This is a genomic window from Flavobacterium sp. N502540 (assembly GCF_025947365.1).
Taxonomy (GTDB): domain Bacteria; phylum Bacteroidota; class Bacteroidia; order Flavobacteriales; family Flavobacteriaceae; genus Flavobacterium.
Window position 1 is genome coordinate 647,546 of record NZ_CP110012.1, and the last position, 23,342, is coordinate 670,887.

The 23,342-nt window shown below is 35.3% G+C and carries 24 protein-coding genes; 16 read left to right on the plus strand and 8 right to left on the minus strand.

Going from position 1 to position 23,342, the window contains the following annotated elements:
• Positions 1-21: 21 nt before the first annotated feature.
• The 6 genes from OLM58_RS02955 to OLM58_RS02980 all read left to right on the plus strand — a co-directional run bounded on the left by OLM58_RS02955 (position 22) and on the right by OLM58_RS02980 (position 5,596).
• The gene (locus OLM58_RS02955; protein WP_264531139.1) at positions 22-921 is read left to right on the plus strand and encodes a MerR family transcriptional regulator; all 900 of its coding nucleotides are present in this window, start codon (positions 22-24) and stop codon (positions 919-921) included.
• 37 nt (positions 922-958) lie between these two features.
• Positions 959-2,425 carry a phytoene desaturase family protein gene (locus OLM58_RS02960; RefSeq protein ID WP_264531140.1) on the plus strand — a complete coding sequence of 489 codons (1,467 nt, stop codon included), beginning with the start codon at positions 959-961 and terminating at the stop codon, positions 2,423-2,425.
• 3 nt (positions 2,426-2,428) lie between these two features.
• On the plus strand, positions 2,429-3,268 hold the full coding sequence (locus OLM58_RS02965; protein WP_264531141.1) for a phytoene/squalene synthase family protein: 840 nt from the start codon (positions 2,429-2,431) through the stop codon (positions 3,266-3,268).
• 65 nt (positions 3,269-3,333) lie between these two features.
• Positions 3,334-3,774, plus strand: coding sequence for a sterol desaturase family protein (locus OLM58_RS02970; protein ID WP_264531142.1), 441 nt, complete (start codon positions 3,334-3,336; stop codon positions 3,772-3,774).
• 9 nt (positions 3,775-3,783) lie between these two features.
• A complete protein-coding gene (locus tag OLM58_RS02975) occupies positions 3,784-4,248 on the plus strand; it encodes an SRPBCC family protein (protein ID WP_089076222.1) in 465 nt (154 codons plus the stop codon).
• Positions 4,249-4,300: 52 nt separating this feature from the next.
• Entirely contained in the window at positions 4,301-5,596 is a 1,296-nt protein-coding gene (locus OLM58_RS02980) for a cryptochrome/photolyase family protein (RefSeq protein ID WP_264531143.1), read from the plus strand.
• An 82-nt stretch (positions 5,597-5,678) separates the two neighbouring features.
• Here OLM58_RS02980 and OLM58_RS02985 read toward each other — a convergent pair whose 3' ends face one another.
• Positions 5,679-6,983 (minus strand): ABC1 kinase family protein, encoded by a 1,305-nt coding sequence (locus OLM58_RS02985; RefSeq protein ID WP_264531144.1) that lies wholly within the window; start codon positions 6,981-6,983, stop codon positions 5,679-5,681.
• Positions 6,983-7,642 carry a TetR family transcriptional regulator C-terminal domain-containing protein gene (locus tag OLM58_RS02990; RefSeq protein WP_264531145.1) on the minus strand — a complete coding sequence of 220 codons (660 nt, stop codon included), beginning with the start codon at positions 7,640-7,642 and terminating at the stop codon, positions 6,983-6,985. The genes OLM58_RS02985 and OLM58_RS02990 overlap by 1 nt, the downstream gene beginning before the upstream one ends.
• A 98-nt stretch (positions 7,643-7,740) precedes the next feature.
• Between OLM58_RS02990 and OLM58_RS02995 the strand changes: the two genes are divergently transcribed.
• Positions 7,741-8,652 (plus strand): TIGR01777 family oxidoreductase, encoded by a 912-nt coding sequence (locus tag OLM58_RS02995; RefSeq protein WP_264531146.1) that lies wholly within the window; start codon positions 7,741-7,743, stop codon positions 8,650-8,652.
• Here the strand turns inward: OLM58_RS02995 and OLM58_RS03000 are convergent, their stop codons facing one another.
• From OLM58_RS03000 to rmuC, 4 genes are all read right to left on the minus strand, one after another.
• Entirely contained in the window at positions 8,653-9,222 is a 570-nt protein-coding gene (locus OLM58_RS03000; RefSeq protein WP_264531147.1) for a YceI family protein, read from the minus strand.
• A gap of 269 nt (positions 9,223-9,491) precedes the next feature.
• On the minus strand, positions 9,492-9,884 hold the full coding sequence (locus tag OLM58_RS03005) for a VOC family protein (RefSeq protein WP_264531148.1): 393 nt from the start codon (positions 9,882-9,884) through the stop codon (positions 9,492-9,494).
• Positions 9,885-10,104: 220 nt separating this feature from the next.
• The gene (locus OLM58_RS03010) at positions 10,105-10,653 is read right to left on the minus strand and encodes an acyl-CoA thioesterase (RefSeq protein WP_026110234.1); all 549 of its coding nucleotides are present in this window, start codon (positions 10,651-10,653) and stop codon (positions 10,105-10,107) included.
• A 63-nt stretch (positions 10,654-10,716) separates the two neighbouring features.
• Entirely contained in the window at positions 10,717-12,090 is a 1,374-nt protein-coding gene (gene rmuC, locus OLM58_RS03015; RefSeq protein WP_264531149.1) for a DNA recombination protein RmuC, read from the minus strand.
• Between the two features lie 180 nt (positions 12,091-12,270).
• On the opposite strand from rmuC, the gene OLM58_RS03020 reads away from it, so the two are divergent.
• The 5 genes from OLM58_RS03020 to OLM58_RS03040 are packed head-to-tail and all read left to right on the plus strand — an operon-like array spanning position 12,271 to position 16,521.
• The gene (locus tag OLM58_RS03020) at positions 12,271-13,146 is read left to right on the plus strand and encodes a protease complex subunit PrcB family protein (RefSeq protein WP_264531150.1); all 876 of its coding nucleotides are present in this window, start codon (positions 12,271-12,273) and stop codon (positions 13,144-13,146) included.
• 8 nt (positions 13,147-13,154) lie between these two features.
• Positions 13,155-13,553: a hypothetical protein gene (locus tag OLM58_RS03025; RefSeq protein ID WP_264531151.1), complete on the plus strand. Its 399-nt coding sequence runs from the start codon at positions 13,155-13,157 to the stop codon at positions 13,551-13,553.
• 50 nt (positions 13,554-13,603) lie between these two features.
• Complete coding sequence (locus tag OLM58_RS03030; protein ID WP_202702918.1) at positions 13,604-14,155, plus strand: RNA polymerase sigma factor; 552 nt, start codon at positions 13,604-13,606, stop codon at positions 14,153-14,155.
• A complete protein-coding gene (locus tag OLM58_RS03035; RefSeq protein WP_264531152.1) occupies positions 14,152-15,948 on the plus strand; it encodes a hypothetical protein in 1,797 nt (598 codons plus the stop codon). Before OLM58_RS03030 ends, OLM58_RS03035 begins: the two co-directional genes overlap by 4 nt.
• A 51-nt stretch (positions 15,949-15,999) precedes the next feature.
• Entirely contained in the window at positions 16,000-16,521 is a 522-nt protein-coding gene (locus OLM58_RS03040) for a MepB family protein (protein WP_264531153.1), read from the plus strand.
• 122 nt (positions 16,522-16,643) lie between these two features.
• On the opposite strand, the gene OLM58_RS03045 is transcribed toward OLM58_RS03040, so the two are convergent.
• Complete coding sequence (locus OLM58_RS03045; protein WP_264531154.1) at positions 16,644-19,979, minus strand: T9SS-dependent choice-of-anchor J family protein; 3,336 nt, start codon at positions 19,977-19,979, stop codon at positions 16,644-16,646.
• Positions 19,980-20,486: 507 nt separating this feature from the next.
• On the opposite strand from OLM58_RS03045, the gene OLM58_RS03050 reads away from it, so the two are divergent.
• The 4 genes from OLM58_RS03050 (at position 20,487) to OLM58_RS03065 (ending at position 22,390) form a co-directional block, all read left to right on the plus strand.
• Complete coding sequence (locus OLM58_RS03050; protein ID WP_264531155.1) at positions 20,487-20,963, plus strand: copper resistance protein NlpE; 477 nt, start codon at positions 20,487-20,489, stop codon at positions 20,961-20,963.
• A gap of 39 nt (positions 20,964-21,002) precedes the next feature.
• Entirely contained in the window at positions 21,003-21,215 is a 213-nt protein-coding gene (locus OLM58_RS03055) for a hypothetical protein (RefSeq protein ID WP_264531156.1), read from the plus strand.
• Positions 21,216-21,268: 53 nt separating this feature from the next.
• Positions 21,269-21,850 carry a pseudouridine synthase gene (locus tag OLM58_RS03060; protein WP_264531157.1) on the plus strand — a complete coding sequence of 194 codons (582 nt, stop codon included), beginning with the start codon at positions 21,269-21,271 and terminating at the stop codon, positions 21,848-21,850.
• 84 nt (positions 21,851-21,934) lie between these two features.
• Entirely contained in the window at positions 21,935-22,390 is a 456-nt protein-coding gene (locus OLM58_RS03065; protein ID WP_264531158.1) for a tRNA (cytidine(34)-2'-O)-methyltransferase, read from the plus strand.
• A 66-nt stretch (positions 22,391-22,456) separates the two neighbouring features.
• Here the strand turns inward: OLM58_RS03065 and OLM58_RS03070 are convergent, their stop codons facing one another.
• Complete coding sequence (locus OLM58_RS03070; protein ID WP_264531159.1) at positions 22,457-23,233, minus strand: ABC transporter ATP-binding protein; 777 nt, start codon at positions 23,231-23,233, stop codon at positions 22,457-22,459.
• Between the last annotated feature and the right edge of the window lie 109 nt (positions 23,234-23,342).

The window sequence follows — 23,342 nt, forward strand, 5'->3', positions numbered from 1 at the left end:
TTGTTCACCAAACAGCCAAAAATGATAAACAATATTAAAACTGTTTTCAGCATAAAAGATCTTGAAAACTTATCCGGGATAAAAGCACACACCATTCGCATCTGGGAAAAAAGATACAATATCTTAGAGCCCATGCGTACTGACACCAATATCAGGCTTTATAATTTGCAGAATCTCCAGAAGCTTTTAAACATCACATTATTACACGAATACGGCTATAAAATATCTAAAATAGCAACCTATCCCGAAGAAAAAATTCCACAATTAGTTCGCGAAATCATCTCAAAGAAAAACTCACAGAACTATGCCATTACTTCGTTCAAGATGGCGATGATGAATTTTGATCAGGAAATTTTCTTCAATACTTTCGACTGGCTTATTTCTGAAAAATCATTTAGAGAAGTCTTCAAAGACAATTTTCTTCCTTTGCTAAAAGAATTAGGTTTATTATGGCAATCCGAAACCATAACTCCGGCGAATGAGCATTTTATGAGTCATCTGATCAAGCAGAAGATATTAATTTATACCGAAAGCCTGCAGATTCTAAAACCCACAAAAACCGATCGGATTTTTGTACTTTCTCTTCCTTTAAATGAAATCCATAAGATAGGCTTACTTTATTTGCAGTACGAGATTTTACTAAAAGGATACAAAACCATTTATCTGGGCGAAAGCATGCCTATCGAAAACCTGCAAGATTTAACCAAACATTTCGAGAACATTACCTTTGTATCTTTCATGACTGTCCAACCAGATCGCAATGTAATCAACCAATATGTCAAATCGATGGGACAAAAGTTGCTTCAAAAGAACAATGAAATTTGGCTTATGGGAAACATGGTCGAACATATCGATCAGAAAATTTTATCAGAAAGAATACGCGTTTTTGATTCTATGGAAGAAACAATCAGCATGCTGTAATATTTTTGTTTAAAGTTTTTGTATATTTGTTAAACAAATGAAAAAAACTATAGCAATAATAGGATCAGGCTTTTCTTCTCTAGCCGCTTCATGTTATCTCGCACAGCAAGGTAATACGGTAACTATTTATGAGAAAAATGAAACTATTGGAGGCAGAGCCAGACAATTTAAAAAAGAAGGCTTTACTTTCGACATGGGACCAAGCTGGTATTGGATGCCGGATGTTTTCGAACGTTTTTTTCAGGATTTCAACAAAAACTCTTCCGACTATTACGAGCTCATCAAACTCAATCCGGCTTACAGAGTGTATTTTGGTATAAATGATTTTATCAGCATTTATGACAATTTAGAAGAAATAAAAAACACTTTTGAAGAGATCGAAACGGGAAGCGGTGAGAAACTTCAAAAATTCATCAATCACGCCAAAAGCAATTATGATATTGCCATCAAAGATTTAGTCTATCGTCCCGGAGTTTCGGCACTAGAATTAATCACAGTCGAAACAGCTTTCAAACTCAATCAGTTTATTAGTACTGTTAGCGCCGATATCCGAAAGCAGTTTAAGAATCAAAAACTCATCCAAATACTGGAGTTTCCCGTTTTGTTTTTAGGTGCAAAGCCAACAAAAACTCCGTCTTTTTACAATTTTATGAATTATGCCGATTTTGGCTTAGGAACCTGGCATCCTAAAACCGGAATGTACGATGTGGTACGTGGAATCGAAAAACTGGCATTGGAATTAGGAGTAACGATTAAAACCAACTCTCCTATTGAAAAGATTATTGTTAAAGAAAAAAAAGCCACAGGAATTTTAATTAACGGAAAGACGATAGAAGCGGATATTATTTTAAGCGGTGCCGACTATCATCATACCGAAACTTTGCTGGATATCGAACATCGCGCTTATTCAGAAAAATATTGGGAGAGCCGGACTTTTGCTCCCTCTTCCCTTCTCTTTTTTGTGGGATTCAATAAAAAAATAGCCAACGTCACACACCACTCTTTGTTTTTTGATGTTGATTTTAACCAACATGCAGCCGACATCTACGACGATCCGAAATGGCCCGAGCAACCCTTGTTTTATGCCAATTTCCCTTCTAAAACAGATTCAACTGCTGCTCCGGAAGGAATGGAAAGCGGTTTTTTCCTCATTCCGTTAGCCCCAGGAATACAAGACAATGAACAACTTCGTGAAGTCTATTTCGAAAAAATAATCTCCAGATTTGAACAATTAACCGATCAACAAATAAAAAATAGCATTATATTTAAGAGATCATTTTGTAAAAACGATTTTGTGAACGATTACAATGCCTATAAAGGCAATGCTTACGGAATGGCCAATACACTATTGCAAACCGCTTTTCTAAGGCCCAAACTAAAAAGTAAAAAAGTTCGTAATTTATATTTTACGGGACAGTTAACTGTTCCCGGCCCTGGTGTTCCTCCTGCTTTAATTTCAGGAAAATTAGCAGCTGAGTTAATTCAAAAATCTTTTAGTTCTTAACCAATGAAATCACTATTCGACACTGTTTCTTTTAAATGCAGCAAACTGGTTACTCAGAGTTACAGCACCTCATTTTCATTAGCAGTCAAAATGTTGTCACCGGGTATTCGCGATGCTATTTACAGCATTTACGGGTTTGTGCGTTTTGCTGACGAAATTGTCGATTCTTTTCATGATTTTGAAAAAGAGAATCTTATCAATGATTTCGAAAAAGAATATTACAAAGCGATGCAAACAGGTATCAGTCTTAACCCTATTCTCAACTCTTTTCAGCATACCGTAAAGCAGTACAACATTACTGATGATCTGGTTCAGGCCTTTTTAAAAAGCATGAAACTCGATCTTGTGAAGTCGAGCTACCCTACCCATACTGAATATGAAGATTACATTTACGGTTCGGCCGATGTAGTAGGTTTAATGTGTCTGAAGGTTTTTGTAAAAGGAAACGAACAAAAATACGAACAACTCAAAAATGAAGCAATGCGATTGGGATCGGCCTTTCAGAAAGTTAATTTCCTGAGAGACCTAAAAGAGGATAATTTGATTTTGAACCGAAATTACTTTCCGGGAATTGATTTAAATTCTTTTGACGAAGAAGCTAAAACGAATATTATTGCTGAAATCGAAGAAGATTTCAGAATCGCTTTTCAGGGCATTGTTAAACTTCCTATCGACGCTAAATTTGGTGTTTATACCGCTTATATTTATTACCGAAAACTGCTTCAAAAGCTTAAGAACACTCCTTATTATGAAATTGGAAATTCGAGAATCAGAGTTTCTAATTATACCAAAGCGGGGCTTTTAGCACAGTCTTTTGTAACCTACAAATTAAAATTAGTTTAAAACCAATTTCTAATACAGCGAAAATTAACTTTTATAAGCTAAAACGTAAATTCAAGACATACAAAATGATTTCTTTTTTAATTTTTCTAGGTGTTTTTTTATTCATGGAATGTGTCACCTGGCTCACACACAAGTACATCATGCATGGACTGATGTGGTATTTTCATGCAGATCACCATCAACCCAAATACGAAAACACTTTTGAACGCAACGACATTTTCTTTGTCCTATTTGCCATCCCCAGTATTATTCTTTTTTACTTTGGTGTTGAGGGCGGATTCAACTACTTATTTTTTATTGCCTGTGGAGTAACGCTTTATGGTGTGTGTTATTTTTTGATTCATGATGTTCTGATTCATCAGCGTTTCAAATGGTTTAAAAACACCAAAAACAAATACTTGATTGGCTTGCGAAAAGCACATAAAATACACCACAAGCACTTAGGCAAAGAAGACGGGGAATGTTTCGGAATGTTGTTTGTTCCTTTTAAATATTATAAAATTTAAATAGATTTTATGAAAGTATACAAAATAGAAACCGTACAGCATGTAAACGCTACTGTTGAAGAATGCTGGGATTTTTTTTCAAGTCCGAAAAATCTCCAAACGATAACACTTGATAATATGAGTTTCGAAATTCAGGATTTTGACAACAAACGCATGTATCCCGGACAAATTATCACCTATACTTTAAAACCTCTTTTGGGCATTAAAATTAATTGGATGACCATCATTACTGTTTCAAAGGAGAACCAATATTTTGTCGACGAACAGCGATTTGGCCCTTACGCTTTATGGCATCACAAACACTTTTTCGAGCCCACAGCAACCGGAACAAAAATGATTGATGTGGTGCACTACGCTTTACCATTGGGGTATCTGGGCAGAATCATGAACAGTCTTATTGTTAAAAATAAACTCAAAACTATTTTTGATTATCGCTACAATAAAATCGAAGAGCTATTCAATTCAAAAGCTTAAATCAATATATTTTTTTTTGACTGTGATAAAAAATCAAGCAGAACATCATACAATGACAAAACAAAAAGTTTCTTTTTTCTGGTTCCGACGTGATTTGCGTTTAGAAGACAATACCGGACTGTTCCATGCCCTGCAATCGGATTTTCCGGTAATTCCGCTATTTATTTTTGATGATGAAATTCTGGAAAACCTTCCCAAAAATGATGCACGCGTTCAGTTTATTTTGGAGTCACTTCAAAAAATAAACGAACAACTAAAAGCAATTGATTCCTCCATTCTCATTAAAAAAGGAACTACAAGTAAGGTTTGGGAATCACTTATAACTGAATTTGATATTCAGCAGGTTTTTTTCAATAAAGACTACGAACCTTTTGCCATCCAACGTGATGCCGCTATTCAGCAATTATTAGCACAACACCATATCACAGCTTCCTCATTCAAAGATCATGTGATTTTTGAAGAAAAAGAAATTACAAAAGCTGATGGACTTCCTTACACCGTTTATACACCCTACAAAAACAAGTGGCTGGAAAAATACCATCTTTCAGGACAGGCTCCGGAATTTGACACCAAAATTGGTTATGAAAACTTCAGTAAAAATCAGTTTACTTTTCCGGAATTAGCCGAAATTGGTTTTGAGAAAAGCGCTATAAAAGTACTTCCTCCGGATTTAAGTCAAATTTCTAATTATAAAGAAACACGTGATTTTCCGGCTGAGGACAGTACTTCCTACCTTTCGCCGCATTTGCGTTTTGGAACGGTTAGTATTCGCAAACTCGTAAATTGGGCCAATCGAAAAAATCAAACCTTTTTAAGCGAACTGATTTGGAGAGAGTTCTTCATCCAGATATTATTTAGCTTCCCAAATGTTGTGAATCACAATTTTAAATCGGCTTACGACGGCATTCAATGGCGCAATAACGAAGATGATTTTAAACGCTGGTGTTCGGGAACTACGGGGTACCCAATGGTCGATGCCGGAATGCGTCAATTGAACGAAACGGGGTACATGCACAATCGGGTTCGCATGGTAGTGGCCAGCTTTTTATGCAAACATTTGCTCATCAACTGGCAATGGGGCGAGGCGTACTTTGCTGAAAAATTATTAGATTTCGAATTGGCTTCCAATGTAGGCAACTGGCAGTGGGCAGCAGGAACAGGTTGTGATGCTGCACCTTATTTCAGAGTTTTCAATCCCGAAATTCAACAAAAGAAGTTTGACGAGAAAGGAATCTACATTCGCAAATGGATTCCTGAATTTGATTTAGACTACAACGAACCAATGGTGGATCATGCGTTTGCAAGAGATCGTGCCATTGAAACTTATAAAAAAGGGATTTTGAAATAGCTTTTTTTTGTTTCAAGTTTCAGGTTTCAAGTTTCAAGTTTCAGGTTATATTGCAACGTGAAACTTGAAACCTGAAACTTTTTTAATACTTCATATAATTCTCTACAACAATCTTGGCTTTCAAATCAAACATCAGATTGTACAATCCGAAGAAAGTTCTGTTCATGTAGATAAAATGTTTAGAACCACGATTTCCGTTCATTTTTTTAAGATTGGTATCGTTGGTAAAACGTTCTCCTAATTTGGCAATATTGTCAAAGAAAGTCTCATCCGAAAAATCAAAGGTTTCTTTCTGAAATGGCCGGGTAAAAAGAGACAATAAATCATGAAACATTTCAGTAAAATAGGCAATCTCAGAAGCCGAATCATCGGGACGAAGAATTTCCAGTTCAAATAATTTTTCATTGAAAAGTGTTTCGTCAGTGATTACATTTTTATTGATCAATTCAAAGTAAGGCACATAAAAATCATCCGGAATTTGTTTCATACAGCCAAAATCCAGCGCAATTAACTGATTGTTTTCATCCACCAGAAAATTTCCCGGATGCGGATCGGCATGAACTTTTCTTAAAACATGAATTTGGTACATATAAAAATCCCAAAGGGCCTGACCTAATTTGTCACCCACTTCCTGATCTGTATTTTTAGCGGTAAACTCCGAAAGATGCAGACCGCTCATCCAATCCATAGTGATAATTTTCTCTGACGAAAACTCAGGATAATAATTTGGAAAAAGTATGTTTTCGATTTTACTGCAGGCCTGTACCACTTCCTGACTTTGTTGAAGTTCCAACAAATAATTGGTTTCTTCAATCAGTTTATCTTCAACTTCTTTAAAATATTTATCGGAATCTTTTCCCTGCAAATTGAACATTCTGATTGCAATAGGTTTTACCAGAGCCAAATCAGACGAAATACTGTTGGCAACTCCCGGGTACTGAATTTTAACGGCTAGTTTTTTACCGTTTTTAACCGCCAGATGCACCTGACCAATGCTGGCTGCATTGACCGAATTGGCATTGAATTCATCAAAAATTTCATAGGGTGTTTTCCCGAAATTGGTTTTAAAAGTTTTCAAGACCAATGGTGCCGAAAGCGGTGGTACTGAAAATTGCGATAATGAAAATTTCTCTACATAAGCCTGAGGCAGAAAATTCTTGTCCATGCTCAGCATTTGAGCCACTTTAAGAGCGCTTCCTTTCAAACTTTTGAGTCCGTCGTAAATATCTTCGGCATTGTTTTCATTCAGCTTGTCACGGGTCAAATCTGAGTTTACCATCTTCTCAGCATAATGCTTAATATAGTTGACTCCGATTTTTGCACCGGTTTGCACTAATTTACTGGCTCTTTCTATTTTTGAGGTAGGTATATAATCGATCGTTTTCATTACTTACTGTATATTTTTTCTTTAAACAGAAATTTTCCAAAATCAATTAAATGATTCATTGGGGCTACATTCATCAATTCGAAAGATGCATTAACCGATTTTTCGATAAAGATATCTGTCTTTTCGAATGCTGCGGAAGAATCCTCCATCCAGAATTTTATGGTCATCATTAATTGCAGCCAGGCCGATTCCTGAAGGGCTTTTTCCTGAAATTTTTGAAATTTTTTCTGTTCCAGTCTGTAATCATCAGTCAATATTTCCGAAACATATTCTTTAAAAGCCTCGCGAAGCGAAGTCAGTTGTACAAAATTTTTAAGTGGATTTCTGTCTATTTTTAGAGCTTGCAGGACATAACTTCTGTTGGCCGTTAAAATCTCAAAAAATGTATAGTAGAAACTCAACATCTTGTTTTTCATATCATACTCCTGATAATCTGCATTTTTGTGCAGCAAATCAACTGTATTCGCAAAAAACAGTCTGAATATTTCTTTTTCTAAACCTTCTAATGTTCCAAAAAAAGCATAAAACTCCGCTTCCGTAAAACCATTTTCTTTTACAAAATGATAAACCGATTTTGGTTTTTGCCCCTTTTCTAAAACTTCATCCATATATTTTGAAACGATATCTTCTCTTGTGATAGCCTTATTTTTAGTTGCCATTTCATTAAAATTTAGAATTTGCCTTAAAGGTAAGGAATGTTTAAGTACCTTTACTTTGCCTTAAACAAAATGCACTGTTAAATATATTATAAACTATCATGGCAAAAAATGTTTTATTAACCGGAGGCACTGGATTTGTTGGAAAACAACTTACCGATTTACTCACTGACAGTGGTTTTACGGTATCGATTTTGAGCCGTAGCGCACGAGAAAACACCTCATTAATCACCTATTATAAATGGAACTTAAAAACGAATTATATCAACGAAGAAGCAATTCTTCAGGCTGATTATATTATCCATTTAGCAGGTGAAGGAATTGTAGAGAAGAGATGGACTAAAAGACGTAAAAAAGTCATTTTAGAAAGTCGTGTACAACCCATCGATCTTATTTATTCGATCTTAAAGAAAAACAATAAAGTTCCGGATGCTTTTATCTCGGCTTCGGCGGTTGGAATTTACGGAGCTGTTACCAGTTCTGTTATCTGTACGGAAGACACTCCCCCTGCAACCGATTTTTTAGGGGTAACCTGCGTTGAATGGGAACAGGCTACAGATAAAATTACTTCTTTAGGAATCCGGACTGCTAAAATCAGAACGGGGATTGTTTTGGGAAGAAATGAAGGTTTTCTAAAAAAACTGGGACCCAATTTCAAAGCCGGCTTCGGTGCCATTTTGGGTACAGGAAAACAATATCTTCCCTGGATTCATATTGATGATTTATGTCAGATTTATTTAAAAACACTTACTGATGAAACGATCAAAGGTCCGTACAATGCCTGCGTGACAGACAATACTACGAACCTTAGTTTTTCAAAAATGCTTGCCAGCTTATACGGTTATAAAATCTGGCTGCCAAAAGTACCCGCCTTAATTCTTAAAATTGTTTTAGGCGAAATGAGCGAGGCTGTCTTAAAAGGACAACGGGTTTCTTCTGAAAAAATACAAAAAACAGGATTTGAATTTCAATTTACCGATTTAGAAGGCGCGCTGGTCAACTGCCTTAATTAGTCATTTTAGCGTTAGATATACCGGATCATCACTTTTAATTACTCCCGTTAATTCGGTATTCACCGTTTTAGCAATCTTAGCGGCTATTCTGTTCGGAATTTCGATATTATAATCAGAGATCAAAATTGGAAAATCGGAAACGATCTGGATTCCGTCACCCACTTTTTTAATGAGTGCATTTACCAGAATTTCTCTTGATTTTCCCTTCATCGAAAGTTTTCCTTTAATTTGATATTCCTTTTCGATTTCGTCTATGTTTTTTAGATCAAATTTTTGAATTTTTCCTTTAAAAACAGCTTTCGGATAACGATGGCTTTCCATATAATTTTCATTAAAATGTTCCTGCATCAGGTCTAATTTAAAACGAAAATCTTTAATAAAAACGGTACAGATTAAAGTACTCGTTTTGGGCTCAACAATAATTGTGACCTGTCTGTTTACAGCTTTTACATCTTCGAAAAAGGGCACTGATGCTTCAAAATTTATGGTTCCCGTACTGGTAAAAAATTTATCCTGAGCCATAACGGAATAAGCTGTAAACAGTAAAATAAGTAATGTAATTTTTTTCATAATCGTTAACAATTAAACAATTATGTCATTCGATCTTTTTCTATTTTTAAGAAGAGAAACAACTGGACTTAAGATAAGTTAAAAAAATAGAATGGCAGTACTCCGTGAAAAAACAGTAACCCAATCATTTATACTTAAAGTTACGATTTTTTCAGGATTACGGTTGCCGATTTACTGCTAAATATTTGTGAATGTTTTACCTGCCTAAAAATCAATTCTGATACCGTTTACTGGCACTCCAATTATGAGAATCAAAAACGCACTAAGTCTTATTGCATTGGTGTACAGATTTCAATTAAAAACCCATCCGGGTCACGTACATAGGCCACTACTTGTCCCCATGGTTTCTGAGCAGGTTCTTTGACCAGTGTCGCTCCTCCTGAAATTGCTTTCTGTACTAGTTCCTCAACATTATCAGTTATAAAACCCAATTCTATGGCAAAAGGTTTCTGCTCTGGTTTACTTTCGATAAAGCCGTCTTTCAGATTTTGGGCTGCTAATTCTTTTGAAGCAAACGAAAGTATTGTTTCTCCCGTACTCAATTCGCCATAATCCGCCTCCGGAGTTACAAATTTTCTTGAAAATCCAAATGCATTTTCATAAAACGAAACTGATTTTTCTACTTCTTCAACGTATAAAATTGTATAGCCAAACTTTACCATTACTTTTTGATTTGATTGTAAATTATTTTAATTGGGTGTATGTACATAAAAAATCTTTTTTAACACATAGAAACATAGATTTGCTAACCGCAAAAAAGCGTTTCACTTCTAATAAAACGCAGAAGACTCTGTTTCTCTCTTTTCTTTTCTCTTTCTTCTTTTTTCTTTTTAAAAACCCATCTCACTATTTATCAAAAGAACTCACCTCTAAGCCCTTACCTTAATGAATTTCTAAAAGCACATTATACTGATTTAAATTTGCCAGATCTTCGATCGAATTAACGTCTGTCATTCTTGCATGTTCTTCTACTTCTTTTTTAGATTCGATTTGTTTGATGCATTTCCTAAAGCGTCTCACCTCTTCTAAATTAGACAAAATAAGTCCGGGAACAGGCACGCTTTTCCCCTCATTATCTTTTGCCACCATGGTAAAATAAGACGAGTTACAATGTTTGATGGCTCCCGTCTGGATGTTCTCAGCTTCGACACGAATTCCCACAATCATAGAACTTCTTCCCACATAATTTACCGATGCTTTCATGGTTACTAATTCTCCAACCTCAATAGGTTTTAAAAAGTTTACCGTATCCACAGAAGCGGTCACGCAATAGTTGCCACTAAATTTTGAGGCTGATGCAAAAGCAATCTGGTCTAACAGCTGTAAAATATATCCTCCGTGAATTTTTCCACTAAAGTTGGTATGCGAAGGCAGCATTAATTCTGATATACTTATTTTCGATGAAGAAACGTGTTTGAAATCTGCAGTCATAATTTTTTATTTGTATTTGAATGGGAAAATTTCTTTGTGAATAGCCTTGATGAAACTATGTTTTTAATTTAAAGATTGATTTTCATCTGAATTAGAAGCTCTGGCAATAATATTTTCGGGAAGCGATTTTTTAGCCTTCGCTCCCATTTTCTTTAATTTTTCGACACTTGAAATCAGATTTCCTCTTCCGTCTACCAACTTGCTCATGGCATTTTCGTATTCCGTTTTTGTGTCTTTTATTTTATTTCCAATACGTACCAAATCGGTAACAAATCCCTCAAATTTGTCGTACAATGCTCCTGCCTGTCTGGCAATTTCAAAGGCATTTTCCTGTTGTTTTTGATTGGTCCACATACTATCAATAGTTCTTAAAGTCGCTAGTAAGGTTGTAGGAGTTACAATAACGATGTTTCGATCAAACGCTTTATTGTACAAGGTCGAATCTTCGTTTAAAGCAATCGCAAAAGCAGGTTCAATGGGGATAAACAATAAGACAAAATCCGGACTCTCGATTTGATACAAATCATGATAATTTTTGCTTCCCAACTGCTCGACATGTCTTTTAATAGAGTTCACATGTTCTTTCAGGAAGTCCATTTTAAGAATTTCAGATTCTTCATTGATCCATTTTTCATAAGCAACCAAAGAAACTTTCGAATCGACGATCATCTTTTTACCGTCGGGTAAATTGATTACAACATCGGGCAAAACTCTGTTTCCTTCAGCATTTGTAAAACTTTGCTGTACTTCGTATTCTCTCCCCTTTTCTAAACCGGATTTTTCTAAAACACGTTCTAAAACCAATTCGCCCCAGTTTCCCTGCATTTTACTGTCGCCTTTCAACGCCTTGGTTAAATTCAGGGTTTCTTTACTCATTTGGGCATTCATTTCACTCAATCCTAAAATCTGCTGACGCAAAGCCGCATGATAATCAATACTTTCTTTGTGAGTTTGCTCTACCTTTTTTTCGAATCCCTGAATTTTATCCTGCAAAGGCAGCAGGATATTTTTCATATTTTCACTATTCTTCTCCGTAAACTTTGCCGATTTCTCTTCCAGAATTTTATTCGCCAGGTTTTCAAATTCTTTGGTAAATTTCTCCTGAAGTTCGCTTACTTCATTCTTTTGTTCTTTATGACGTTCCCACAAGTTTTCAAAATCGACTTCTTTTTTAGAAAGCTGAATGGCGAGACTGTCTTTTTCGGTTCGGATAGTCTCTTTTTCAGAACTGCTCAGATGAAGCTGTTTTTCGAAATTTCTTCTTTCGTTTTCAAACTGCTCTTTCTGAATTTGTAATTGATTTGTGGTGGCACTCAGCCTTTCTTCCAGACTGACTTTTTCGGATTGAAATCGCGCAGCAAATAACGTCTTTCCTAAATATATCCCTAGAAATAACGCAGCTGTGAAGGCCAATAAATACGGAAGAAATTCAAACATAATTACATTTTTATATCACGTAAAAATACACAATAATACGCAGTGGTTTATTTTAAATTAAAAATTTCACGAATCCCTAATCTCGAAAAATTAAATCGCTGTTTCAAATAAATTAAAAATTTTCACGCAACCATTTCCAAAAGAAGACATCTACTAATTATAAACTATTAAAATATTGTTATGAAAAAATTAATGCTAAGCTTGTTTATAGCTTTTGGATTCAGTGCCTGCTCCCTAAATAATGAAGATATGAATGTAGTTTGCGGAGAAAGTGAAGACTTAGCTTTTACAGGAATTCCACTTTTATGCAACTATAGTGTTAAATCTTTACCTACCAATCCTGTCGCATTTCTAGCTGCTTCTGAAGAAAGATTGAATGCTTACTTCACCAAAAAAGAAAATTCTTGTCCAAATGCTACCATTACACCTATCGATTTTACCAAAGAAATGATTGTTGGTATTTTCTCAGGCCTTAGACCTACAAGTGGTTATCAAATTAAAATAACCAGCATTGTGCAAAACAAATGTCAAATTCTAATCAACTACTACGAGAAAGAGCCTGCAGTAGGTGAAGTTATTGCTCCGGGGGCAACATATCCGTCAGATTTCATTTTGATACCTAAAACGACTAAAACAGTACTATTCAATAAAGTAGCAGACAACCGTGACAATGTTGTAATCGGAAGTTTTAGCAGTCAATGTACAGGTGCCGATTGTCAAAAATTCTATCAGATCAACGATTTTAATATTCAAAAATTCTTAAACGTTAAGGCCGGTGCCTACGATTTCAATCAATACCGCTATACGGCAACAACAAAAAAGGGAGATTACACACTGTTCTTAAAATCGGTACCTGCTGAAATTTTAGCTTTAAAAGGACAAACTAAAACCTATGGCTCTCCGGACGCTGCAGATCAGGGAGGTGTATATTTTGAATTACGTCAGGGTATAACTGTTACGAAAGTTACGATCGACAACAATGATACTGCTGATCAAAGTGCTGACGTAAAAGCTTTTAAAAAGGCTATTCAGGATAAAATAACAAGTCTAAAATAATCTGATTTATGAAAAAATACTTCTTATTTATCATCGTATGCTGTCTCTTTTCGTCGGCATATTCAGTGGAATCTACGGGTATGAATTCGGGTTCGATTGTAAACACCTGGATTTGGGAAAAATCGATTGGAGGAACCAATAATCCTTATACGGCAACTCCTAAAACGATCGGATTTAACAAAAAAATCGTTTTTACACCAAACGGAAGAGTAATCACGTACAAAAACAATGTTGAAATAAGGAATAGTACCTATACAATTGAAAAAGGTATTGGTTATTTTGATCAGACCGAACATGACTTAATCACTTTTGAAGGCAAGACTTATATCATAGAAAACCTTGACAATCAAAACCTAACCATTGTCAGCAATAATACCGATGCATCACGTACTATTTACAAAAGGTAGTTTTATAAGCTTATAAGAACTATTTTTGCAAAACCAAATAAACCACTTTTTTGAAAGACGATTTAGAAAAATACATACGCTTGTGCATCAAAAATGACAGAGAAGGACAACTGAAAATCTATCAGTTGTTCTCTCCTGTTTTATATGGTATATGCCTGAAGTATATGAGAAATGAAGACGATGCCAAAGATGTATTTCAGGAGGCTTTTGTTATCGTTTTTCAGAAAATCGGCCAATATAAATTTGAAGGAAGTTTTGAAGGCTGGCTCAAACGTATTTTCATTAATAAATTGATTGAAACCCTGAACAAGAAGAAAAAAGAAAGTTTCTTTTTGGATGTTTTTGATCCGGATACTGATTTTGTTGAAGAGGAGGAATTGGATATTGCTCCGGTCGAACAGGAGAAACTGCTGGAATACATCCGGGATCTACCAGATCAGTACCGCACCGTTTTCAACCTGTATGTTTTTGAAAAACTAAAGCATAAAGAAATAGCCGAACTTTTAAAAATCTCCGAAGGAACATCAAAATCAAATCTAAATCGGGCCAAAAGCATTTTGCAAAAAAAAATAATGAGCATAAAAAATTTTAAAATAGCATGAAAAAGCAAAATATAGAAGATCTTTTTTCATCAATGGAAAACTTTTCAAGTATTCCACCTCCTGAATTATGGAGTCAGATTGAAGAAAAATTAGACCAACCAAAAAAGAAAAAGAAGAAAGCTATTCTTTGGTGGTCGGCTGCTGCATGCTTATTATTAGGTTTGTTGCTTCCTTCTGTTTTACATTTTACTTCTACTTCGGCAATTCAAACGGTAAAAAATGGCCCGATAGAAAACAATAGTGTGGTTCTTGATGAAAAGAAAAACAATCCAAACTCTAACCAAACAATTCAAAGTAAAGAGAATAATACTGTTGTAAATACCACTGAGCAAGAATCAAATCATACCGTTAGTAATTCTTCTCTGAAGAACCGTACCAACTCGTCTGAGCTTTCTATAAAAAATCACAATCAAAAAACGGCAGTTGCTCATTCTGATGTAACTAATAAGGCTAATTCAGGGAATGCAAATCTGAACTCAACTCTTCAAAAGAGAAATGAAGATCATACTGCAACCCAAAAAGTAATTGTTTCTGCAAAAACAAATACGGCCCGATCGAATCCATCAAATGCATTCAATTCTGCTTCAACCAATCAATTTTTAAATACAGAGAAAAAGAATTCGAATCAAAATGTAGCTGAAAAAGTATATACTCTCAGTAAGAACAATGGATTTGGTTCTTATTCAAAAAATCATTCTATTAGTGCTGATAAAAAAGCTGCTAATCAAATACTAGCGGAACAAACTTTTAGTGCAGGAAAGACAAACCCTTTCAATTCAGATTCAAAAAATAAGGTGTCGGGTTCTGTTTTTGAAGAGCAATTGCCTGCTAAAAATAACATTAGTACAGCTTTAAGCGCTGTGAACCCACTTTCTGATAAGCATCAGAAAACTGCTACTGAAAACGCATTCCCTGGCAGAGAATTAACGGGTAATTCAAAAAACAATTCGAAATTCACTACTGTTCTTAGCAAGCAGGATTCCGTTCAATTGGCAGAACTTCAAAACTTAGAAAAAGGCATTATTAATCCGGAGGAGAAAAACGAGAAAGAAAAGAAAACGACGATTTCTAAAGGAGAAAGATGGGCAGTTGAAGTTTTTGCCGGATTAGCCAACTCGGAGAATTATAAAAATGACAAAACCCTGGGCAATGTAAACGACTCAAAACAGGGAACTGCTTACGGTGTTAAAACAAAATATAAAATCAACAAAAAATGGGCCGTTGGTTCAGGTTTTAAGATCAACGAATTAGGGCAAAGTGTTGCCGATGTATCGTACATAAGCAATGGTTCACCTAATGCTGCCATGACTTCTAATGACTATTTTAATCAAAATGCAACAGTAGTCGCAGCAGCTCCCCAAATTAGCACTAGTTCAGGTTACATTTTTGTATCTAAAAACACTACTAATGCGTTAAAACAAAATAACATTGAGAGCAATTCTATTGAGAGTGGGAATCTGGATCAAAACTTAAGATATATCGAAATGCCTTTGGAGGTTTCGTATTCTGTTTTCAGCAGAAACAGGACCAACATCAACATCAATACCGGTGGTTTTGTGGGGAAACTGATTTCAAATAACATGGCCTTAAACGGAAATTCGATTGGTCAGAATGTCAATGCCAATGATTTCATCTACGGTTCTACATTAAGTAGTACTTTGCAATATCGCGTTTATAAAAAAACAAGTGTTTTTGTGGAGCCTGCTATGAATTATTACGTTAATCCGTTAAGCAGCCAATCTTTTAACCAGTTTCAATGGGGATTAAATTTTGGATTGAATGTTACTTTTTAAAGTTCTTTTTGTGGTAGTTTTACCAAAAAATTACTTAGAAAAAACGATAAAATGATCCTCAAAAACAATTGGACTGATCCGGAGTCACTACCTAAAGATCTTATAATTGCCAAAGAAATACTTTACGATTGTTGCGATTTTGATCTCACTGAACCTCAACCGGAAGCTGAAAGCAATGAGTACGATGCTTACCGTTTTCGACTGAATCAGAAAAACATCTGTTACAGGAAAGCGAAAATCACGCCTACCAAAACAGGTCAGTTTGTAACTTTATGGAAACGCAATACAACGGGAATTATTGAGGCCTTTGATTTCACAGACGCTATTGACCTTGTGATTGTCAGTGTTCGAAAGAACGAACTCTTTGGGCAATTTGTTTTTCCTAAACCGGTTCTATTAGAGAAAGGTATTTTTACCACTTCGACAAAAGAAGGTAAAAGAGCCACAAGAGTATATCCTCCGTGGGATGAAACAACAAGTAAACAAGCTCAGAAAACGCAGCAATGGCAATTGAATTACTTTTACTTCATTTCGCCCGAAACAAATCTGAAACCATTCAAAACATTGTTTTAAATAAAAAAAGCAGCCCAAATTTTACTTTGGACTGCTTTTTTTCCTGAAAGCGATTAGCAAACTGTTTAAAAGAAGCCGCAAATCAATTTCCTATTTGCTTCTTACTTTTTACACTTCACTTCTTACTTTTTAACGATCTTCCCTTTATAAACTATTTTATTATTCTCGGTTAGCGTATAAAAGTAAATCCCCGTTTGCAAATAACTTACCGAAACAGCCGTAGTACTTACATCCTGTGTTGCATTAATATCAACCGGATTCCCTAATAAATGACCTGAAACATCGTAGAACTTCAATTTCAGTTTTTTATCTGTATTGGTTTTTACAATCACATTCACCACATCAGTGGTTGGATTAGGATAAGCCTGAACCGCATAACCGTTTTTAGTTTCAAAATCGATGGTCGACAGATTCGAAGAGTTCAATTGAAAACGAGCAATTACCGGACCGTGGTCTGAAGTTGTAGTGGTGTAACTTGCAATATCATTTCGAGGATCATATACTGCAGTAGAACCTGAAATATATTGATCCGTTAACTCATTAGAAATCATAATATGATCTAAAAATCCGCCTGAACTTAAAAAACTAAACGCCCCAGCCTGACTAATTTCTAAAGTCAACGCTTTATAATTGGCTGTATCTGTAACAAAACTTTCGTAAGAAGATGGATTTGGTGTAATAACTGATTTACTTACATCGTCATTATAATCTCCTAAAATCATTATATTAGAATTTGGGTAATGAACATCTAAACTATCTTTCAACACCTGCGCATCATATTTACGCATGTTATAACGAGAAATGTCCGAACCACTATTAGCACGTGCATGAAGATCGACCAGGTTAATTTCTTTTTTAATTCCATTTAAGTTAGTTTCAATTGTAACCATATATGGCAGACGACCAGATGAGAAAAAACTACTGCTGGATCCTCCCGGATAATTATTCAACGTTTTGGTACCAGCACGTAATTCATCATAAAAATCTTTAAACATAACACGTGTCTTCTTAACTGACGTAGTTTGTGTATTATAAATTACGACCAATTTTTGTGGAGGAAAACTTGGATCTGAATTAGGATCCCATGAATATGACCATGACGTAGAAATACTTTTATCGAATGTTTTTCCATTCACACTTATTTTCTGAATCAAAGCATCGATCTGAGCATCGCTCGAAACTTCCTGAACTACATATACATCTGCATCAAGTTTATTCATAACTTTTGCTACATTTTCCAATTGTAACGTTTTATTACTTGGTCCGTAAGCTGCAGTTGGAGCACCAAAAAACTCCAAATTATAAGTCACCACGTCGTAAGTTTCTGCTTTTGGAAGAGAAGACCCCGTTAAAGAACCAATTTGTTTGTTTAACAAAGTCCCTGTTACTGTTAATGTACCGGCAATTTTAAATTCTTTTGTAGTAGGTATGAATCTCGCATAAAGTGTTTTTCCTGCCAAAGCATCTGTCTCTGACAATGTAAAACTATTTTGGAATAACGTATTATCCAAAGATATTTGATAACCAACCGGTGCCTTAATGGTAACGTCTCCATATCCTTTAGCTTTAAAAGCAAAAGATTGTGATGTCGAAACCGTATTTTGATCTACAGTCCCAAAATCTAAAACCGGATTTGAAGCTACATAACCCGTTTCATTTGCAATTGCATAATCATCAAATGACCACTCTGAAGCATTGTTGGATCCTCCTGCTGTCGTTTCGTACACCCACGCCAGATAAGTACTATTTGTTTTATAAGCCGTTAATTCTATATATTGAGATGCCGTGTAAGTTCCTGTTGTAGTTGGAAAACTTCCATCAATTTCTGTCCAAGTCGCTGTTTCCGGACTGCTAACACCGTCGTAATTTGTAGAGACCATTAATTTTAAACCAGGCCCCGCATAAAATTTACGAGAATAAAAAGATAATAATGGTAATTTGTCAAATGTATCTAAACGTAATTTTGGAGAAATTAACCAATCTTTACTTGCTCCACTATCCGAAAATCCATTCATAAGAACTGCTCCTGTTCCAGAATTAATATTTCTGGCAGCATTGGTATAAGTCCATTTATTGGTAGTTCCTTCCAAATTATACTGCACCCATCCGCTGTTAGATAAAACATTAGGATCGTCAAAATTTTGAACATACGGATTAATTCCTCTTCCTGTCAATGATATATGTTTCGCAACAGCATCAGTAGATTCATGTGTTATTTGACCTGTAAATGCACCTAATAAATTTGGATTAAACCTTACATAAACAGTCTTGGACGCATTTGAAGCAAAATCAGCTGCGGCATATGTCAGCGATGAACCAAATGATATATTATCTTTTGAAATTGAAAAATTTGAAGTAACACTTACTACTAAATTGCTTGTAAGATCACTTGCCTGAATTTGATAGCTTTTAGACCCGGACTCAAAGTTTGTCTCAGAAGTACCTAAATCAAGTGCAGTTATCGTTGTAGTTATCTCTGGCAACGCAACAGCCGTTGTCGTTACATCTACTTTAGTTACCGTACCCTGAATATTTTCGTAAGCATCTTCAGAAACCGAGAATACGGAATATGCCGTTGCAGCTGATAAACCTGTAAAGTTTTTAGTATAAGCCAGAGTTTTATCAACAATATTTAAAGATCCTGACTGCAGAGCTGCAAGGCCACCAGCATCAAGGCCCAATTTTACCTGAGCTGCAGTTGGAGCAGTACTTCCGCCGGGAAGCAACACATAATAAGTTTTTCCTATTTCATCTAACTTATCTGAAAAATCAAAATTAGTGGACGAAATATTTGTTGCCTTCGGGAACCCTGCTTCGTTTACCGGTGCAGTATGATCCGCATTAATATCGATATTATCTATTGCAAAAGATTGACGTGAACCTACGGATCCGGAAATTAGTCGGGCAATCCATCTTATTTGAACTATTTGCTGATTATCACAATTCGCAGGTAATGTTACTTTAATACGTGTAGTTCTTAAGTCTAATGGAGTTATAACTGCCGCTGTAGTCTGTAAGGTTGTACTGTTGTTTGAATATGCAGGTGATAAAGTGGTAAAAGCACCGGTAGTTCCGACACGATATTGCAATGCCATTTCTTGCAAACGATTGTTACTTCCACCGTCATATAAATTACGAATAATCATCGCATCGTAATACACGTTTATGGTTTGGCTTCCTAAACTTGAAAATGCAAAACCAATTGCAAAATCTCCGGATGTTGAATTCAAAAAACCAATTTTATCATCATAATTATGGATACCTCCCGAATTGATATTAGAATTACTATTTTTTATAAATGCTCTATCTCCGGTTAATCCTGTATTCCAAACGGCAGTATTTTGATTTGTCCCGTTAGCGGTCCAGCCCTGAAAACCAGGAATATCAACATAAGTGTCGGCAGCCGCTGGCAAACCATCAAAATTTTGTTTGTACGGAATGGACTGCACTGAAGGCATAGTTTGAGCTAAAACAGCTCCAGAAAAGCAACCAAAAAAACATAAAAAAGCCAAAAGCTGGCGTGAGTAGTAAAGTTTTTTCATACGTAGTTAAAAAATAAGTGTTTTTAGAAATCAAATTTATGTTCTTTAAAGTTAACAGAATATTGTGAAAACTTAAACTTAATGTATTCAACTTTTATGAACATTTTTTAACAAAAATCAAATTTTTACTATATTATTTTAATTATCCTCAGAGATAGCGCGACCTGACAAAACAATGCACTATTGTACGAATTAAAGGGTTATTACAATTTAACAAGTCATTTCTTTTTTAAATCTACTCTGTCTCAAAAATCATTATGGCTTAACTTACCCCCTAAATATTTTTAACGACATTATTTTTTCTCATTAGTCTATTACTATTAGAGCTTCTAAAGCTGAAAAATGAATCATTTAATTTCACTTTCTATCTGTACAATTTTCTTTACCATTAAATCGTTTTACGTTTAACTAATATGATACAACATGAAAAAGTTATTTATCTTTTCGGCTCTATTTTCTCTGCTACTGTCCTGCAATACAAAAACAACTAAAGAAAACAACACTACAAACAAGGAAACGGTCACTAAAACCAACAACAGTTTCAGCAAAACAGCAATCTATGAAGGAATAATTCCGTGCGCTGATTGTAGCGGAATTCAAATGACCTTGAAAATCTACACCGATTATAGCGTTTCACAGAACAATAAATTTGAACTAATAAGTGTCTATCAGGGAAAAGAACCAGGAAATGTCTTTACCCAGAAAGGTAATTTTAATACCGAAAGAGGATTAGATAAAGATCCGGACGGTACAATTTATGTCTTAAACTGGGATCAGCCGGAGGAAAAACAACTGTACTATGGCTATTATAGTTCTAATCCTGAAAAGATCTATCTACTGGATAAAGACAGAAAAAGGATTAAATCTAATCTAAATTACTTTTTGACTTTAAAGAAATAATTTCTTTAACAGTAGTTACTAACGATTCAATCCAGAATTATGAACTTCTTCAAAATCAAAACTTCCTGGTCTAATGCTGAATTTATTGGAATCAAATTGTGTATCGCTTCAGCTTACGTATTAATTGGAAGTTACTTTCATGATTTTTTCAAAAATTATTATTTCCCAATTCTAGTCCTATTTGGAATTACGGCAATCTGGTTTGTTCTGCAATGGCTAAAAAAAATGAAACATGAAAAATCTAAATCTTAAGATTTCCTTTTAAACTCTGCAAACAAAGTTATCTTTGCAGTCAAAAAACAAATATGCATCATCATTTCATTCTTTTTAAACCTTACGGCTATCTAAGTCAGTTTATTTATGAATTGAAGAGAAAGAAAAAGCTTTTAGGTGAATTATACCATTTCCCTGAAGGTACTATGGCCATCGGAAGACTTGATGAAGACTCTGAAGGTTTACTTTTATTGACGACGGACGGAAGGATAAGCGAACTGGTAAGAAGCAAAAAAGTAGACAAAGAATATTATGTTCAGGTCGACGGAATCATCACTCCCGAAGCAATCGAGGCCTTACAAAAAGGCGTTGAAATAGGTTTTGATGGCGGTAAATACAAAACCAGACCCTGCACTGCTTTTATCGTTACTGAAATTCCAGATTTTGGTCCAAGAGCCAAAAAAATCAGAGATGAACGCCACGGTCCAACCTCCTGGGCTTCTATTACAATAAGAGAAGGGAAATTTCGTCAGGTTCGGAAAATGACCGCGGCTGTTGGATTTCCAACTTTAAGACTGGTTCGTGTTCGCATAGGAAATGTATCTTTGCAAAACTTAAAAGCCGGAGAAGTACTGGAAGTGAATGATTTTAATTTAGATAATGAGATAATTTGATAATGTGATAATGTGACAATTATTGTTTAAAAGAATAAAACACTCATATCCATTTCACACCTCATAACCCATAACTCAAAAAAAATGCTAAACATAGTTCTTGTAGAGCCTGAAATCCCTAATAACACCGGAAACATTGGACGTTTGTGCGTGGGTACAGAAAGCAGATTACATTTAATTCACCCTTTCGGATTTGTAATTAACGATAAAAACCTGAAACGTTCGGGACTGGATTACTGGGTACATCTTGACGTTACCGAATATCCAAATGTAGAAGAATGGATTCAGCAGATTCCTGATCAGTCACGTGTTTTTCTGATGAGTTCTCATGCCGAAAAATCATATCTCGAAACTGATTTTCAGGACGGAGACTGGCTTGTATTTGGTAAAGAAAGTGTAGGTTTAAGTAAAGAAGTTCTGGCACGTTTTGAGAATCACCTCACCATTCCCATGTCAAAATTAATCCGAAGCTTTAATATTGCCAATTCTGTGGCTTTTGTGGTGGGAGAAGCAAAAAGACAAATCGGACTGAAAAAATAATTAGTTCTTAATTCCTTTAGTTTTAAACGCTATTCCGGTCACTTTATAAAGTATTCGACAAGTCTGCTACGTAATTACGAACTTTCCTTTTTCGGCATCAAAAATAATATGTTCGTCTTTGAATAGGGTGGCAAAACTTCCTTTTGAAATTAAATTGCATGGCGCGTCCTGTACCACCAATTCAGGAGTCATAATAATCATTTCATTACTTAACTGAATTGCCAGATCGATGTCATGAGTCGAAAATAAAATACATTTCTGAGTTTCCTCTGTTAATTTTTTGAGGAGTTTGAACAGCGAAACTTTGTGCAGCAAATCAAGATGTGTTGTCGGCTCGTCCAGAATAATCAACGGAGTATCTTGTGCCAAAGCTCGTGCAATTAAAACCTTTTGCAATTGTCCGTCACTAATTTCGAAATGTTTTTTCTGAGCCAGATGCTCTATTTGAGTCAACTCTAAAGCTTCCTGAACTTTCTCGATATCATTCTGACTTAAAGTCCCAATCCAATTGGTGTAAGGCTGACGTCCTAAAGCTACTAATTCGAAAACAGACAAATTACTTGGCGGTAGCTTTTCGGTTAAAACTAAACTTAAATTTTGAGCCAATTCCAGAGGCTTATAGGTACTTATATTTTTTTCATTTAGAAAAACATGTCCTTTCAACGGCTGCTGAATTCCGGTAATCGTGCGAAGCAAAGTCGATTTCCCAATTCCGTTTGCACCAATTAACGAAATGAGTTTCCCCGAAGCAAAATTCAGATTTAGATTTTCAGCAATAGTCACAACTCCTTTCTTGGACTTGTAGCCAATGTCGAGATCTTTTGTTTTTAAAATGGTAGTCATTGTTTAAAGGTACTAAGTTTCTAAGCTGCTAATGTTCTAAGTTTTTTCTTCACCGCTTTTATTTTTTAAAAATCAATCTGCAAAAATCCATTGAATCCGCTTAATCTGT

Excerpts from the sequence above, each read along its gene's own strand:
- OLM58_RS02980 (WP_264531143.1), top strand. The coding sequence starts at position 4,301 with ATGACAAAACAAAAAGTTTCTTTTTTCTGGTTCCGACGTGATTTGCGT.
- OLM58_RS02955 (WP_264531139.1), top strand. The coding sequence starts at position 22 with ATGATAAACAATATTAAAACTGTTTTCAGCATAAAAGATCTTGAAAAC.
- OLM58_RS03070 (WP_264531159.1), bottom strand. The coding sequence starts at position 23,233 with ATGACTACCATTTTAAAAACAAAAGATCTCGACATTGGCTACAAGTCC.
- OLM58_RS02970 (WP_264531142.1), top strand. The coding sequence starts at position 3,334 with ATGATTTCTTTTTTAATTTTTCTAGGTGTTTTTTTATTCATGGAATGT.
- OLM58_RS03065 (WP_264531158.1), top strand. The coding sequence starts at position 21,935 with ATGCTAAACATAGTTCTTGTAGAGCCTGAAATCCCTAATAACACCGGA.
- OLM58_RS03020 (WP_264531150.1), top strand. The coding sequence starts at position 12,271 with ATGAAAAAATTAATGCTAAGCTTGTTTATAGCTTTTGGATTCAGTGCC.
- OLM58_RS03055 (WP_264531156.1), top strand. The coding sequence starts at position 21,003 with ATGAACTTCTTCAAAATCAAAACTTCCTGGTCTAATGCTGAATTTATT.
- OLM58_RS02965 (WP_264531141.1), top strand. The coding sequence starts at position 2,429 with ATGAAATCACTATTCGACACTGTTTCTTTTAAATGCAGCAAACTGGTT.
- OLM58_RS02975 (WP_089076222.1), top strand. The coding sequence starts at position 3,784 with ATGAAAGTATACAAAATAGAAACCGTACAGCATGTAAACGCTACTGTT.
- OLM58_RS03010 (WP_026110234.1), bottom strand. The coding sequence starts at position 10,653 with ATGACTGCAGATTTCAAACACGTTTCTTCATCGAAAATAAGTATATCA.
- OLM58_RS03000 (WP_264531147.1), bottom strand. The coding sequence starts at position 9,222 with ATGAAAAAAATTACATTACTTATTTTACTGTTTACAGCTTATTCCGTT.
- OLM58_RS03060 (WP_264531157.1), top strand. The coding sequence starts at position 21,269 with ATGCATCATCATTTCATTCTTTTTAAACCTTACGGCTATCTAAGTCAG.
- rmuC (WP_264531149.1), bottom strand. The coding sequence starts at position 12,090 with ATGTTTGAATTTCTTCCGTATTTATTGGCCTTCACAGCTGCGTTATTT.
- OLM58_RS03040 (WP_264531153.1), top strand. The coding sequence starts at position 16,000 with ATGATCCTCAAAAACAATTGGACTGATCCGGAGTCACTACCTAAAGAT.
- OLM58_RS03050 (WP_264531155.1), top strand. The coding sequence starts at position 20,487 with ATGAAAAAGTTATTTATCTTTTCGGCTCTATTTTCTCTGCTACTGTCC.
- OLM58_RS03035 (WP_264531152.1), top strand. The coding sequence starts at position 14,152 with ATGAAAAAGCAAAATATAGAAGATCTTTTTTCATCAATGGAAAACTTT.
- OLM58_RS02960 (WP_264531140.1), top strand. The coding sequence starts at position 959 with ATGAAAAAAACTATAGCAATAATAGGATCAGGCTTTTCTTCTCTAGCC.
- OLM58_RS02990 (WP_264531145.1), bottom strand. The coding sequence starts at position 7,642 with ATGGCAACTAAAAATAAGGCTATCACAAGAGAAGATATCGTTTCAAAA.
- OLM58_RS03005 (WP_264531148.1), bottom strand. The coding sequence starts at position 9,884 with ATGGTAAAGTTTGGCTATACAATTTTATACGTTGAAGAAGTAGAAAAA.
- OLM58_RS03045 (WP_264531154.1), bottom strand. The coding sequence starts at position 19,979 with ATGCCTTCAGTGCAGTCCATTCCGTACAAACAAAATTTTGATGGTTTG.
- OLM58_RS02995 (WP_264531146.1), top strand. The coding sequence starts at position 7,741 with ATGGCAAAAAATGTTTTATTAACCGGAGGCACTGGATTTGTTGGAAAA.
- OLM58_RS03025 (WP_264531151.1), top strand. The coding sequence starts at position 13,155 with ATGAAAAAATACTTCTTATTTATCATCGTATGCTGTCTCTTTTCGTCG.
- OLM58_RS02985 (WP_264531144.1), bottom strand. The coding sequence starts at position 6,983 with ATGAAAACGATCGATTATATACCTACCTCAAAAATAGAAAGAGCCAGT.